Genomic DNA, 15,134 nt, shown 5'->3' with positions numbered 1-15,134 from the left:
TCTTAGAAAACCAGCCCGACGCGGGCGTAGATGCTGACGTGATCCGGCTGCAGGTGGCCGGGATAGCTGAGCGGAATGCCGACGGTGTACTGGGTGTAGAAGTAGCGACCCCGGGTGGTGAGGCCCACCGCGCCACCCCAAATCGTGCCGGTCGATTCGCGATTCTGCGCGTCGCTCTTCAGCCAGCCGCCGTCGACGGCGGCCAGCACGCTCACTTCACCGAGCACCGGCAGCGTGAACAGGCTGTAATCCAGTTCATTACGCAGGTAGCCGCCTTCATCCCCGGAGAGGTACTGCTCCTTAAAGCCGCGCACCGAGCTTTCGCCGCCGAGCGTCAGGCGCTCGCTGCCGTAAAGCCGGTCCGGTGACCACTGGCCGTACACGCTGCTGAGCCACCACAGGTTATTCGTCAGCGGGCGCTGGAAGCTGCCGCTGAGGCTCCACTTGCGAAACTGCGCCTTTGGCAGGTCACCGGTTTTGCCGTCATCGCTTTCGGCATCAAACCACGGCATGCCCCGGCTGAAGGCCGGGTTGAGGGTGGCCACGCCGCCGAACATTTTCTGCGTGTGGTTCAGCCCGAGCTGAAGGCTGGTGATTTTGCGGCTGCTGCTGGTGAGCAGCGTGTTATTAAGGAAGTTGTGGCTGGTGTAGTGGTTCAGGCCCAGCTGCACGCCGGTTTTGATATCCCCGTTGCGGAACAGCACCCAGGAGGCGTTCAGGCGGTGCGCGACGTTGTCACCGTTGCTGAGCCAGGTGAAGCCGTTGTTGATGAAGCTGCTGTGATAGCTGCTCCAGCTGTAGCTGTAGTCGAGCAGGCCGTAGCCGTACGGCACGCTGACGCCCGCCTGCAGGCTCTGCGCGTCGCGCCATTCACTGAAGGCGCTGCTGCGCGCGCCGCTGATAAACCAGCGGTCGGCCAGTCCCAGCAGGTTGTTGCCGGTGAGCGAGGCGTTCAGCTGGCCCACGCCGGTGCTCTTCTGTCCGCTGTTATCAAAGCCCAGCGAAGCGCTGAGCGGAAACTCCGGTTTTGCCGTGAGGTTCACGGCGGAATATCCCGCTTTAGGCGACGGCTGAATTTCAATCTGTACCGGCGTGGAGCGTACGCGGTTAATCTGCTCCATGCCCTGCTCAATATCGCGCAGGTTAAGTATCTTTCCTTCAAGGCCGGGAAACGCCATTAACAGCGCGCACGGATGCTGACCGTCGAGGCGTATTTCGTCGAGCTTTCCTTCCAGCACCGGAATAACCAGCTCGCCGGAGGATAAATCCTGCTCGGTTAAAAACGCCCGGCTGGTAATATAGCCGCGCTGCAAATACCAGTCGGAAATGGCGTGAACCAGCGAATTAATTTCCGTTAAGTTCAGGCAGCGATTTATCCAGGGCGCGGTGATATTCTGCTGCTGGCTCTGCGACAGTAAAGACGCATTGCGGATGATAATATCATGGACGGGGAAACACGGTCCGGATGCGTTTAAACCCCCATCCGGTGCGGTCTGAGGGGCAACCGCGTTCCACAGCGCGTCGCGCTGATGCTGGTCCTGCTGCAGGCGCTGTTGCTGCTGATTCTGGATATAATCCCGGTCGCCCGGATTTAACGGCGCCGCGACTGCCGAAGCCGTTAATAAACTGACGCAAAGCGCCAGTAACTTCCCTGTATTTGCCATCATAAAGACTTAAGTGAAATTGATTGTAAATGTTTTGTAAGCTTGTTTGTGCAGAATATCACCTAAACAATCAGAAAGTTCCTGATGGGGCTATAAAACGAGAATGGAGTTAAGATTTTAATTAGGTCGGGATTATTTCTCAGACTAACTCAAATATAAAGCTGGTAGTTTTAGGTTGAAGACAAAAGCAAATATTTATCCGGATTATTTGCATCGTTCTTATTAGCAACAGAACTGAAATCAAGCGCGCAGCGTCTCTGATTGATTAGTAAAAGCGTAGCGTAAGCATCTCTGAGAGCAGCAGACTGAGCACCTTTCGTGCCCGTCGGACGGTATCCGTTCTTCAGACCGGCCGGATTTTGGGTTTCGGCTGAGGTGGGATTTTAGCGGTTATGCCTGTATCGAGGTGATGAATTGTCGGGGATCCCGCGAGTGCCGGTGCATCCATCAGCATACCTCTCCTTGTTCGCAACGTCATTGTTAGCTTCTTAAACAGCGTGGGGTATCAACTGGTCACTTATGGCCGGGAGGCATTCAAAATGGCGGTTGATCGCTTCGATGAAGCACGAAGTTCTGAACATCATAATTATGTTAAATTATGAATCCGAAACCGTTTTTGTCACCCAACCTTTTCCCTTCCCGGCACTTCTTCTTCAGCGACATGTACTTCATCCACAATTTTGCGCCTGAGCTGCTGAAATCCAACCTTTTCCCTTCCCGGCACTTCTTCTTCAGCGACATGTACTTCATCCACAATTTTGCGCCTGAGCTGCTGAAATTGGCCTAATTTGCTGAGAGGCAGCAATGCCCCTCAGCTTGCTCGCTATGTCCTTATTATAAGAACACTTGTAAACCACACTACATCTGCGATTCACTTCTCTCCAAAAGCCCTTTTGCTGAAGCATTAGTGGCTCTCATTAGCTCTTCCATATTTACACCCTGCAGTTTCCCATCTGCTTTGAGAATGCGACCGTCGACAATGACGGTCTCAACATTTGTCGGCTGAGCTGAGTAGACGATTAGCGCTGCCGGGTCGCCTCCGCCAAAGCCTGACATGTTCAGAGTATTGGGATTGATTATCTGAATGTCTGCCCGCTTACCTTCTTCCAAGGTACCGGTTGATGCGCCCAATCCAATCGATTCAGCAGAGCGACGTGTTGCCAGCGTCAAAAGCTCGCGCGGGTCTGGAAGTGATTCATCTTTAGCATAACCGCTTTCAGTCAGCGCAGCTGTGCGGAGCGTCTCGAACATGTTAGCCCCGCCAGACAATGCATTCCCATCTATGCCAAGCCCCTGCCTTTCAACGCCCTTAAATTCATCAAGCAGCGTCAGCCCATATCCGACGCGTTGTTCGCTGACCGGTGTTAACACCAGCCCGCCGCCCGCTTCCTGCAGCGAGTTTAATTGCTGCGGGAGCGCATCGCTTGCGTGTACGACTGTCAGCGTCGGCGATAAGTAATGACGATCTATCAGTGCATCAAACATTGCGTGAGCATCACCGCTGACATGCACCTGAATCGGCAGTTTGTGCTGAACAGCAAACCTGTATTCTTCATCCCGCATTGCCCAGTTCTGCTGGCTGGATAAATCTCGGGGGACCCTCCATCCCAACCCAAGTTGGACACGGCTGGTTGACTGCTTTTCAAGTTCAGCCAAGTGCTCCAAGTCGATCATGTTTTTCGTGGTTTTATCAGGACCGCCGTAATACATAATGGCGCGAATGCCGCTCTTTTCTAGTGCCCTGAAGCCAGCATCACCCCAGGCAGGACCATGAATATTATCAAAGAAATCGCCCGTCGTAGTGACGCCTGACTGTAACAGTTCAAGCGAACCAGAATACATTGCGTGCCAGATGTCATCCGGCTGCATCGCCTTTGCCAGCTTGTTACTGACAGGGAAAAATTTCCCCTGCTTATTTCTGAACTGGCCACGCATGGTAGTAACCCACAAGTGATTATGAGCATCGACAAAACCCGGCATAACATACTTACCGCGGGCATCAATGACCTTCGCATCGGGGGCGACGAGATTTTTGCCAATCTTCACTATCTGGTTATTGCGCACCAGAATGTCGGTAAATGGCTGGTCCTCTCCGTGAACTGTCATGGGTATAAGGTAACCCTGGCGGATGAGTAAAGTGTTATCTGGGGCGGCGGTCAGCGAAGCTGAGAAACAACTGGCGGTAAACAGCATAACTCTCAGTTTTGAGGCCATACATACTCCTTCTTGGGTTAATGGTGATAACTCAGAGTATAGGCACTGCCGTTATGCTGATGAAAAAGCTGCCCCCAAATTATTTTTGACGAAAAAAACCAACAGTTAGTTTTCATAGTCTGGCGTATCACTCCATGAAAATGTCGTTGATATCAACTCATTCAATGCGGCTCTTCGTACTGAATACAACCGTGATGATAAAAATAACTAGCAATCGGAATGGTCAGGTTAAAAATGTTAAAGTATTATCAAAGCATTTAGAATCTGACCTTGCTGTTTCTAAAAAAAAAGTATAAAATCATAATAATGGTTAATTATCCAAGAGATTTAGAAGCCCACTAGATTCAGCATTTATCTTGTTTTTCTCTGAAATGTAGACTGTGTTATAAATGTGTTGCATTGCGTTTTTTGTAATTGAATTAAATTTAGTAATGTCGGCAGTGGTAAGGAAATCACTAATCATTATTTTTAGAAGATTTTCACTTTTGGTGTTAATATTTTCAAGATTAGATTCATTTGACATTATTTCAATGAAATTTGAAATGAATTCGTTCTCGTGATTATCTATATCAAGAAAAACTTCAGGCCAAGGAAAAAGCATAGGGATTGCGAAGCCTCCTAACTCTGGGACTCCATTTTCAAATCTTACATGGATGTCGGCGTCAAGTAAAAAATCATCAACAAACTTTTTCGCCGATTTTTCGAAATCATCCCCCCAGGATTCAACACCAATACTACTTAATAGAGGTAATAGCATGTGTTTTGATGCATCTGATTCATCTATATCCATTAGAAATGAAGCAATGTTATAGTAGTTCGTATCATGTTTTATTATTTTTTCTTTCAAAAGATCATAAAATTTTGGTTTAATTTCAGTGGGTAATGATTTTATGAACTCGGCAGAGTGAAATTCTGCTATTGATTTATGTAGAAAGGAGTAAGTTTGATAGCCATCACTTTGTATTAAGCATGTAACATCTACAAAATCATCAAATAAAGATTCTGCTTCAGACTCTAAATTTTCAGTAATCCCTTTTTTCTTGAGTGTTGCTTCCATATTAGCAAGTGCGTCCAGCCTTTTAGTTGTCAACATATTTTTCTGAGTGGATATGAAGCAGAAGGTACAGAAGGAATCATAAGCTTGCTTGTGACTTAGGGATGATTTTTTCTCACGTTCATAATTTTTAATTTTATCGTGTCTTATATAAAGTGTCATAAATAGATTTTCGTAAAATTCAACTGCATTTTTTGGTATTCTATCCATATATGGGTAACATATATAAAATAGAGTTACAAGAATGGGTGATAACAAAACTGAGCAGAGTTTTCTATCTGAGTCAATTTTTTCAATGACCTGATCTGTATCTCTTTCACTAATTGCGTTGTTGTGTTTTTTTAGTTTTTTAATTATGGATTTTATTTCTTCTTTATTTAAGTTGTTAACATAGTAATTGGTTATACCAATTGTATTACACACCTCAGTGCCAGGGCGAGAGGTAATGACTAATTTTGAATTCATAGATGAATTTATATATGAAATTTCATTAAGGATGCTATTTCTTTTAGCATGTGATATTTCATCAAAACCATCTAGAAATAATGTAAATCGACCTGATTGTAAAACTTCATCAACGTGTTTTGTTTCAGCTTTAAATCCCCACTTTGCAAAAAGTCTTTTTATGTAGTTCTGAATGCCTTCATGTTCTGCTTTTTGAAGTTCAATAAATAGAGGGAAGGATTGAGCGCATTTTATGTTCTCGGAAAATATCTTTCTTAAAATTGTACTTTTTCCCTGGCCGGCGATTCCTATTATATTAGAGATTTTTTCGTTAAATTCAATAAAACCTTCGCCAATAGTGAACTCTTCTGCAGGTTCGCGTATAGTGCCATTTTTTCGTATGCGAAGTGGGTTATAGATATCATCTAAGAAGACATCACTTTCATTACTATGTATCGTTCGCATCCTTGTAGTGATAGCTACATGATCGATCAGGTATTTGATTGTTCCATCTTGGCTGTCAAAGTGCCTTAAGACTGCTCTTGCATTTAAATTGTTTTTCCCCCAGTTATTCAATAGCGTGGCTGTAAGCTGTTTAAATGCAGAAGTAATTCCTATTCTTCCAAGGTTAAGCAGTAATGATGTTTCGTCCATTTTGTTCTCATGTTTTTTGTAAGAAGCAAATTTTATTTGCTTAAAGTGTGATGTTGGCTATTAATTCCGTATAACTGGGAATATTTTATATCATACTTTTATGATAATAATCAACCAATTGTACCTTTATGGAATCTAATTATCAGTTGTTAGATTGATTAACTTTAAGGTATATATTTTTAAGCTTGAGCATATATAAATGCCTCAGAAGACGTTAGAGCTTAATTGGCCTAGTTACTCAATGAAAGCATCCCTTTACACAAAATGAGAACTATGTAGCAAGGTATCTTTTACACAGATTATTTTCGCTCTCATTAGATCCTGCCAATTAAATTATCCTGTTGCTGATACTATCCAATTAACATTTTATTAGTGAATACATTGCTTATGATCAAACGATCACTACAGGAACTGCCATGTGGTTTTGGCTTCATATAATTAGGCTTATAAAAAGTAGGTCTTACCAACGCTCTTCACAGCCTCCCCCTCGTAAGCCTGCAACTACTACTAGATCATTTTCACGATCCTAACTTCATATAATAAGGATTTTATGAAGCGGGATTGCCAAGCACTCACCTACAGATCGTAAGCTCTCCTAAATTTCTAACCTTATATAATTATACTTATATTAGGCCAGACAGGAGCTCGGAAACCCTGTATCATGCGGATCCGGGCCGGATCCTGACCTTAATGGCCATTTATACGCAACGGCGAGAAACTAAGGCTGTCCTGCCGATAGCGGGAGCGAACGCAGGCGGTTAAAAATCCGGCAGCGCTACGTAAAATCTGATGGGCATCTCCCCTGCTCTTTCCTCAGAATTTACGTAGCGTTGTTTTCTGATAAGCGGACGAATACTGAGTAAACATGAACGATATATCCGGTTTTAGCGGTCTGGCCCTCAGCGGCGGCGCCGGTGACGATCTCACGGCGAAGCTGGCGGCGTTCGTCCGGTATCGCGAGGCTTTTTCACCCAACACGTGGCGCCAGTTGCTGAGTGTGATGCGGATCTGCTGGCGCTGGGCTCAGGAAAACCGGCGATCGTTCCTGCCTATGTCACCGGAGGACATGCAGGACTACCTGTTTTATCTCGAGTCCCTTGGCCGGTCAACTTCGACCATATCGGTACACGCGGCGCTAATGTCAATGTTACACCGTAACGCCGGGCTGGTCCCGCCGACCGTTTCTCCCGACGTTGTGCGTGCAAAAAAGAAAATAAACCGTACGGCCGTCATCTCCGGCGAGCGTACCGGCCAGGCGGTACCGTTCTGCCGGCCGGATCTGAACCGTCTCGATGCAGCCTGGAAGAGCTCTCCCCGGCTCCAGCACCTGCGGGATCTGGCTTTCGTGCACGTGGCGTACAGCACATTGCTGCGTATGAGCGAGTTATCGCGACTTCGCGTACGTGACATCTCGCGCGCGGCTGATGGGCGCATCATCCTTGACGTGGGCTGGACCAAAACCATCCTTCAGTCAGGCGGCATCGTGAAGGCGCTCAGCGCGCGCTCTTCTGAGCGGCTGATGGACTGGATTAATGCGGCGGGTCTGGCTGGCGAACCCGACGCGGTTCTGTTTTGCCCCATACACCGGTCTAACAAAATTACGTCAGTCACTGAAGTGCCCATGAGTGCGCCCTGCCTGGAAGATATCTGGCGCCGCGCCAGACGCCAGGCAGGCGAGACGCACCGAGTGAAAACTAACAAAGGACGCTATTCCAGCTGGAGTGGTCACAGCGCACGCGTCGGTGCCGCGCAGGATATGGCGAGAAAGGGCATTTCGATCGCGCAAATTATGCAGGAGGGCACCTGGACGCAGACTCAGACGGTGATGCGTTATATCCGTATGGTGGAAGCACATAAAGGCGCAATGGTCGGACTAATGGAAATGGATAACTGGCCTGATTAGAAGGCATCCATCTTAATAATCAGTCTTGCAGTACCACACCACAACGCCCTGAATGTGCGGATATTCAGATTAGCGCGGCCAGAGGTCTTAACCGGGATACCGTCTCCGGAAGTTGCTGCCGTAGCAGGCAATCAAGATATTCATCTGGGGTGAAAGGCGGAGACAAGAGGCTGGCGCGCTGCCGACGGGCTGCGTCTATCACAACAGTGATGTCCAGTTCGGTGAGATCCGTGATAAAGCTGTCAGGGTGAATGGCTCGCAGATTCCATACCGACAGCACCTCATCAGGAAAATCCCTGAGGTTAAACGTCACAATCCCTTCCGCCTGAGCCACAATTGCAGCCGCGACAACATGTCTGTCGTCCTCATCAGGCAATCCCCTGATGGATTCAATCAGAGACTGATATCCGGTTACCAGCGCATCGGGCACGTGACGGTCCATTAAGGCACGGACACGCTCCAGCTGGGCCCGGTTAAGTTCGGTACGATTGAGCAATACGTTTCGGATCCACTCTTCATGGATATCTTCACTCCATCTAGCGCGAAACTGCCCTCCGGCAGCAAGGTACATCAGGAAGCTGCGCAGCGGTGCGGGGTATAGAACGCAGGCATCAAATACTACGGTATAACCTGAGCTCATTCGTAACCCAGCCCAAGTTCCTGATCGAGGGCACCCAACTCATCAAGCGCTTCATGCCTTTGATTTACCAGTTTGTTGCGGTATGCAAGCGCATCCACGTAGCGGATTTTACGGCGGTTTCCCGTACGGTGGTAAGGCAGCTCCCCATTGTCCAGAAGACGGATCAATGTAGGACGCGAAATGTTCAGGAGATCGGCTACTTCCTGTGTTGTCATTTCTGCCCCTACCGGCACAAGACGCACGGCGTTTCCTTCACCCAGCTCGGTGAGCACATCAACCAGCATGCGCAGCGCGCTGACCGGAATGCTGACATTATGGATCTGGCCACGTTTGTCAGTGAGTGAAACCTGCTGAGACTCTGCACGTGTTTCAAGTACGGCGGAGAGTTCCCGGCTACACAGGCGCGCAAGTTCCGCTTCCTGCAGAGAAGGAAGCTTATTCTGAAGTTGTGTCATATGAACACCTCCTGTATCTATTATTCGAAATTTTCGCAAATGATGGCGTCTTATGCAACAGCATTATGAAGTGATGGTGTGGCTTTACGCTCGGGGCTATAAAGCCAGGCAGCGCAGAGACAGTGGGGTCTGTTTTCCCTTTTAAGCAGTTCTCACCCTATCAGTTACAGTCAGCTATTGGTCGTAAATATGCCGTCCCTGAAGTCTGCAGGACAAAAGATCTCATCTCAGTGGATTATTTTATGAAGTCTACAGCCACGTCAGCCGATAATCGCTGATATCGCAACTGCCCCGGTGTATGACGGGTTCATTATTCCAGAAGTCGTCTGCAGTTTGATTTCTGCAGGTTTATCTACAACGCTAAGCATGGTTGCCATACCTAAAATGAAACTCTTTATCCTGGAAATAATGGACTTCAGTAACGGCGGTGACTGATAAAGGGTTTCTCTCACAATACGTATTGAGGTTAATCAGTATCGACAGTCTAAAGCGGAGTTCAAAAGAATGAGCGTTGTGATCAAACCTACGCTTTCTGCCGTTTGGTCAACTGACGCCCGTGGCATCTGTATTGCCATTCAGGAAAGCCCTGAGGACCTGCTCCCCGCACTGAAAGGCGTTACGCTGAGTGCCTGGCTTGAGTTCGCACAAGCTGATGATGATGAAACGATTGCCCAGCAACTTACTGCAGCGCTGGAAATGTTAACCCCTTTCCATATTGAAGTGCCTGTTAACTGCCTTGACGGGACAACCCGTCGGGTGCTCCTGTCTGGTCTGCCGGAATGCCACACCAGCAGTTCTCTCAGCCATTTCAATGGATTTATCCTTGATATAACCGGTCAGCGTAAAGCACTCGAGGATGCTCTGCGTACGGCAACCGAGTACCGGCTGTTGATTGAAAACAGCACCGACTTAATTGCGCATTGTGACAAGGACGGCAGATACGTTTCGATTTCGCCCTCTTACAGCGAAATGATTGGTTGGTCAGTGGATGAGATAGTCGGCAAGCGCGTGGTGGATTTCCTCCATCCTGACGATCGCGTACCCGCCGGAAATGCACTGGTGCACATCTTTGACGGTGGTGTACTGCCGGACGTCGTAGAGGTACGTAAACGACACCGGGACGGCCATTACATTACGCTTGGTACTAAAGCCTGTGGTGTCAGTGATCCCTCTACGGGCGACAATATCGGCGCCGTGCTGGTGTCACGCGACATCACGCGTGATATGGAGAAGATCAGGAAACTTGAGAAACTGGCTACCCGGGATACGTTGACCGGATTGCCTAACCGGGCCTGGATTTACGATAAAGTCAGAAGGATGCTTTCTCAGGAAGAAGATCCTTCTTTCACCACAGTGCTTTTTATCGATCTTAACGGGTTCAAGCCGGTTAACGATACCCTGGGGCACGCAGCGGGTGACTTATTGCTGCAGCAGGTGAGTGAGCGATTAAAACATAGTATGCGCCCGGGGGACTCAGTGGCGCGCCTCGGGGGAGATGAATTTGTCGTAGCCGCGAAATGCCGCAATCGCAAGGCGGCTTCAGCGGTTGCGCAGCGTCTTATTGACTGCCTTCAGAAGCCATTCGTTATCAACAAAATGGAGGTAAAGATCGGGGCGTCCATAGGAATCAGTCTTGCGGGACTCGGTTCTGCATCCGTTGATCAGTTATTTGATAGCGCTGACAGGGCGATGTATAAGGCGAAAGCGAAACGTACAAGTTCTTATCAGTTCTTTGATGACTGGACCGCATTCCATTTTGAATAACTCAGCAGGATTGCGTGAAGCATATATCTTCAGGATTTGCGTTATGGCACGTGTGTTATGGTTCAGTCCGGTGCAAACCGGCTTGCATTAATAAATAGCAGTCCCTGCTGATGACGTCATGGGCTTTTAATTCCTAAAAGCTATCAGGAGGTCCGCCTGGTAGCATAGTTCGCTTAAACAAGGAAAATCATTAACGCCTCCTGACCCTGATATGAGAGCCGGACCCTCTCACGAAAAAACCGGCACGTGGCCGGTTTATGGGTGAGACTTAATGGCTACCACTTATAGTGGTTGGAATCTTCCCAGTCCTTTAACTCTTTTTCAGCCTGATCCTTGCCGTAACCGTAACGTTCCTGGATGCGGCCGACCAGCTGGTCGCGCTTTCCTTCCGCGACGTCCATATCGTCATCGGTGAGTTTGCCCCACTGTTCTTTAACTTTGCCTTTGAACTGCTTCCAGTTACCGCTGATGCGATCTTCGTTCATATCGGTCTCCTTCGTTAATTCCCGGGTTGCCGCCTGGCAATCCCTGTGCAGAACTTAATGCTAATCAGTATGGTTCATGCAGGGCATTTTTCCTGTCATACATCACACTCTCGGAATTTTCCTGAGATAAGACCAGCATAGACGTGCACTGTCTGAAAACGGTAACGCTCCCACTGATAGCTGCTTTTTAAGGACGGCCCCCGCTCCCTAACCGCAACTCTACACTGCCCTGAGAATGAGTTATGTAACGCACACAGTTTATTCAGATAATGATCCCCTTAAGTGCTGTATGGGAATCTATAGACGGACCAGGGCCCGTGCGTTGCATCGTTACCCTTATTGTTATCTGCCAGATGCTCAATCTGGGGCGCAGGCACGTAGATCCATCCGTCAGTAATGACAAGCGCGTCAGGTGTTATCAGCCTCTCATCCTGTATCAGCGTCTTTAGTGTGCCGTCAGGCTGCAGTAAGTCGACAGAGCGTTTCTCCACATTGGAGAGGTAAATGTTTCCGGCAGCATCGATGGCAGATCCCCCTATCGACGGTATATCCGCGACTTTCTCAATATGCCTTTCCAGTGCCTCATCGCTTAAACGGTTATCTTTTAATGATGCCGTGGGGATGCGGTAGAGTGGCCCCGTAGGCGTCGCATAGTAGAACCACTGGCCGTCAGGGCTGACCTCAATGACATCACTGTGGACGGTGGGTCGTTTTCCGGCTTTATCCTCAAGAATTCGTCCGTTATAGCCTTTCTGAGCGAGTCCTTCTGGTTTACGCAGCAAGGCACTTCCGGACAGTCTTCTTATGGTTTCACCGGTATTCAGGTCATGGATGATGACGCCGCCGAGCCCGGAATCGGTGACATACACTAAGTTATCCTGTATACGCAGGTCGTTAGGTGCGCCACCCTGCGGTAACGCTTTCTCATCAAACCGGATAACTTTTACCGCTTTGCCTGTTGCGATGTCGAATGCGACGAGTTTTGCCGCACCCTTTGACGGACTTTTACCCTGAGGAGCCCCCTGATCGACAACCCACAGTAAGCCGTCGCCGAAGTTGTGACAGGCGTTTACGTTGACAAGGCTGTCCAGTCCTTCATTACCCGGCTTCCATTCATTCCAGTGATTCCCCGGGAAAGGCGCCGGGCCAGATGGTGTCACGCGCGCAAGCGCCGGCGACTTCTCATGTCCTCTGAAGCGCGGGAAATTGAGGAACAAATCGCCCCCGGGTGTGACTGCGATACCATTGGCAAGCCAGGGAGAAGTCGCCGCAACCTGCAGTCGCGGGCTAACCATGGACTCAGCCACGGCAAAGGCTGTGCGCGACAGGCATAGTGTGGCGATCCCGCCTGCAATAAATTCACGTCTCTGCATCGTCTGGTCTCCGGTAAGTGGTATCAGGCTTCTGGTATCCAGCGCTGCTGAGTGGCTTCTGCGTCGTACCGTATGCCTGAAGGCAGAGTGATGAGCTCAATGAGGACACCAAAGGGTGTCATGCCAAACCACGTCTGATTGCCTGTTCCCTCCTCCTGAGCGAAACAGTCGGAAGGGCCTTCAAGCATCTCAGCGCCATGTGCCCGCATTCTTTCTGCTGCCTGGTGAATGTCATCTACATACACAGATAAGTGGTTAATACCCGGTAAGCCCGGATGAGCAGAACGATCCTTTGCGGGAGGCTCTGTCTGAAATAATTCAACGTTGCAGCCATTCTTCAGCCGCAGCATGGACAGTCCGGTAAGCCTGAGTTCTGCCGGGAAACCATTGAGAGGCGCCATTTTTTTGCCCGGAACAAACTTCTCGGCGTCAGAGGGCGGAACGATGCGATAGAGCACTGAGGCATCCAGCGCGCCGGTGAAGAAATTTTCTGCCTGCTTCAGGTCTGAAACGGTAATGCCAATGTGTTCAATTCCGCGGATCATCAGTTTTATCCTTTTAGGGTAAATTATGAGGGACTGCCGGCCCTTATCCGTTGAGCCGGCGCCTTGCCCTCAGTAACAAGGGTTAAGGTCAGGCGTGGTCAGTCAGCGCCTGTGCCGCACAGATGAGGGCCAGGTGGCTTAACCCCTGCGGCATGTTGCCGCGCCACTCGCCGCTGCGGACATCAAACATTTCATTAAAGGTTTCCACATTGCCGCGCTGGCAGAGCTTATCCAGAATCTCATCCATAGCGGTTTCGGCTGAGTGCGCTTCACCCATGGCCGCCAGCGCCTCGACCAGCCAGAAAGAACAGGCAATAAACGTGCTCTCCTCCTGCTCGGCGCCGCTGTAGCGGTAAAGCATCGCGCTGCTGTAGCCCAGGTCCTCCCTGATGGCACGATAAGTGGCGCGCATGCGTTCCGGGTTAACCGTGTTGCCATAGTGATGTACCAGCGCCAGCGCGGCATCGAGCCTGCCTTCGCTGTGGGGATAGAAGAGATAGGCCTGTTTTCCCTCAGACCAGCATTGCAACTCAATCCATTCACTGATGCGGTCCCGCTCCCGCTCCCAGCGCTTCACCCAGGTGGGTTCAATATGCTTCGCGTTGGCCAGTGAAACCGCTCTGTCGAGCGCCAGCCAGCAGGCCATTTTGGAGTGGGTATAATGCTGTTCTTCTGGCAACTCCCAGATCCCGCTGTCTTTCTGGCGCCACTGATCGGCGCAGTAATTTGCCAGTTCTCCCAGCATGCGTGACGTTTCAAGATCCAGAATATGGCCGGCACGAATGAAGAGTTCTGCCGTGGCCAGCATGTCGCCGTACATACTCAGTTGAACCTGATCGCGTGCGTTATTGCCGATACGAACCGGAAGCGAATGCTGATAACCGCGTAAGGGGGGGTAACTTTCTGCGGGCACTTCCCCGCCTTCCAGCGTGTAGCAGGCGCGAAGCTGAGTGCCGTGGCGTATGATGGTTTTGGACAACCAGGAGAATGCGGCTTTACAGTCCTCAAGCGCGCCCAGGAAGACGAACGATTTGATAATCAAACAGGCGTCGCGCACCCAGGCGTAGCGATAGTCGTAATTCTTCTCACCGCCAATGCCCTCAGGCAGCGAGGTCGTCGCCGCAGCGGCCAGAGCACCGGTTGGCGAATACCAGAGGAATTTAAGAGAGAGGGCTGAGCGACGTACATGATCGGCATAGCGCCCCGCATAGCTCAGGCTGTGCGTCCAGTCGCGCCATGCCGTATGGCTGGTTTCAATACGGGCATCAATGGCCGATAAGTCAGGAACAGCCAGCGGTTCCCGCTCCGTCACCAGCAGGGCGACCAGAGAGTGACTTTCAGGACGTGTGCGAAGCGTCGCGCAAATCATTCCATCGTCGCGCTTTGTAATCAGCCAGTCCTCAGATGTCCGCAGCATCGCCATCAGGTCAGCAAGATGATAAACGTCCCCCTGTTCGGTATTGTCCCGCCAGGGAGAGCGTGTTTCGGCAACGGTGCCGAACCGCAGCGTCAGGTTCAGTTCAACTTCACCCTCAATCCCTTCAATTCGTCTTGCCAGTTCGCTCCAGGGCAGCCGACCGGCCAGCGTGCTGTTAATCGACTCCGTGATGAGTACGCTGCCATCCGGCGTAATAAACCGGGTTTCAAGCACGTTGCTGTCGGGGCGGTAGGCACGCTCCGTACGATATTCTGCTGAGGGTTCTATCTGGAAAAAACCGCCGATTACCGGATCAAGCAGGCGGTCAAACAGTGGCGGTGAGTCAAGGTTAGGCGCGCACCACCAGTCAATGGCGCCATCCGGGGCGATGAGTGCCACAGAGCGACCTTCGCCAATGGCCGCATAGTCCCCAAGACGCGCAAATCCGTCCTCGCGCATCGGCGATCGTAATACCTGATTATTCATTGCTTTTCCCTGCATGCTGAGACGACAACGTGGCCT

Annotated in this window: 12 protein-coding genes; 2 read left to right on the top strand and 10 right to left on the bottom strand. The window is 49.9% G+C overall.

The window, feature by feature from the left end:
* Window positions 1-2: 2 nt before the first annotated feature.
* From VI01_RS06740 to VI01_RS06730, 4 genes are all read right to left on the bottom strand, one after another.
* Window positions 3-1,667 carry a ShlB/FhaC/HecB family hemolysin secretion/activation protein gene (locus VI01_RS06740; protein ID WP_045814493.1) on the bottom strand — a complete coding sequence of 555 codons (1,665 nt, stop codon included), beginning with the start codon at window positions 1,665-1,667 and terminating at the stop codon, window positions 3-5.
* A 616-nt stretch (window positions 1,668-2,283) separates the two neighbouring features.
* Entirely contained in the window at window positions 2,284-2,418 is a 135-nt protein-coding gene (locus VI01_RS25810) for a hypothetical protein (RefSeq protein WP_255353395.1), read from the bottom strand.
* Between the two features lie 104 nt (window positions 2,419-2,522).
* A complete protein-coding gene (locus VI01_RS06735; protein ID WP_156149338.1) occupies window positions 2,523-3,878 on the bottom strand; it encodes an amidohydrolase family protein in 1,356 nt (451 codons plus the stop codon).
* A 310-nt stretch (window positions 3,879-4,188) separates the two neighbouring features.
* Window positions 4,189-6,030 carry an NACHT domain-containing NTPase gene (locus tag VI01_RS06730; protein WP_045814492.1) on the bottom strand — a complete coding sequence of 614 codons (1,842 nt, stop codon included), beginning with the start codon at window positions 6,028-6,030 and terminating at the stop codon, window positions 4,189-4,191.
* Window positions 6,031-6,895: 865 nt separating this feature from the next.
* On the opposite strand from VI01_RS06730, the gene VI01_RS06725 reads away from it, so the two are divergent.
* Window positions 6,896-7,933 (top strand): tyrosine-type recombinase/integrase, encoded by a 1,038-nt coding sequence (locus VI01_RS06725; protein ID WP_045814491.1) that lies wholly within the window; start codon window positions 6,896-6,898, stop codon window positions 7,931-7,933.
* Window positions 7,934-7,997: 64 nt separating this feature from the next.
* On the opposite strand, the gene VI01_RS06720 is transcribed toward VI01_RS06725, so the two are convergent.
* Both VI01_RS06720 and VI01_RS06715 read right to left on the bottom strand, forming a co-directional pair.
* Window positions 7,998-8,573, bottom strand: a complete 576-nt coding sequence (locus tag VI01_RS06720) for a PIN domain-containing protein (protein WP_045814490.1) — start codon at window positions 8,571-8,573, stop codon at window positions 7,998-8,000.
* A complete protein-coding gene (locus VI01_RS06715; protein WP_045814489.1) occupies window positions 8,570-9,028 on the bottom strand; it encodes a helix-turn-helix domain-containing protein in 459 nt (152 codons plus the stop codon). The genes VI01_RS06720 and VI01_RS06715 overlap by 4 nt, the downstream gene beginning before the upstream one ends.
* A gap of 504 nt (window positions 9,029-9,532) precedes the next feature.
* Here VI01_RS06715 and VI01_RS06710 point away from each other — a divergent pair.
* Window positions 9,533-10,792 (top strand): sensor domain-containing diguanylate cyclase, encoded by a 1,260-nt coding sequence (locus VI01_RS06710; protein ID WP_045814488.1) that lies wholly within the window; start codon window positions 9,533-9,535, stop codon window positions 10,790-10,792.
* Between the two features lie 275 nt (window positions 10,793-11,067).
* Here VI01_RS06710 and VI01_RS06705 read toward each other — a convergent pair whose 3' ends face one another.
* The 4 genes from VI01_RS06705 to VI01_RS06690 all read right to left on the bottom strand — a co-directional run bounded on the left by VI01_RS06705 (window position 11,068) and on the right by VI01_RS06690 (window position 15,098).
* Window positions 11,068-11,277 (bottom strand): CsbD family protein, encoded by a 210-nt coding sequence (locus tag VI01_RS06705; protein WP_045814487.1) that lies wholly within the window; start codon window positions 11,275-11,277, stop codon window positions 11,068-11,070.
* 278 nt (window positions 11,278-11,555) lie between these two features.
* On the bottom strand, window positions 11,556-12,650 hold the full coding sequence (locus VI01_RS06700) for an SMP-30/gluconolactonase/LRE family protein (RefSeq protein WP_045814486.1): 1,095 nt from the start codon (window positions 12,648-12,650) through the stop codon (window positions 11,556-11,558).
* 23 nt (window positions 12,651-12,673) lie between these two features.
* Entirely contained in the window at window positions 12,674-13,195 is a 522-nt protein-coding gene (locus VI01_RS06695; protein WP_045814485.1) for a VOC family protein, read from the bottom strand.
* A gap of 88 nt (window positions 13,196-13,283) precedes the next feature.
* A complete protein-coding gene (locus VI01_RS06690) occupies window positions 13,284-15,098 on the bottom strand; it encodes a glycoside hydrolase family 15 protein (protein WP_045814484.1) in 1,815 nt (604 codons plus the stop codon).
* Window positions 15,099-15,134 lie beyond the last annotated feature (36 nt).

The sequence above is a fragment of the Pantoea sp. SM3 genome (assembly GCF_000963995.1).
Lineage (GTDB): Bacteria > Pseudomonadota > Gammaproteobacteria > Enterobacterales > Enterobacteriaceae > Pantoea > Pantoea rwandensis_B.
The sequence above is the reverse complement of the archived record's forward strand: the minus strand, read 5'-3'. Positions and strand labels throughout refer to the sequence as shown.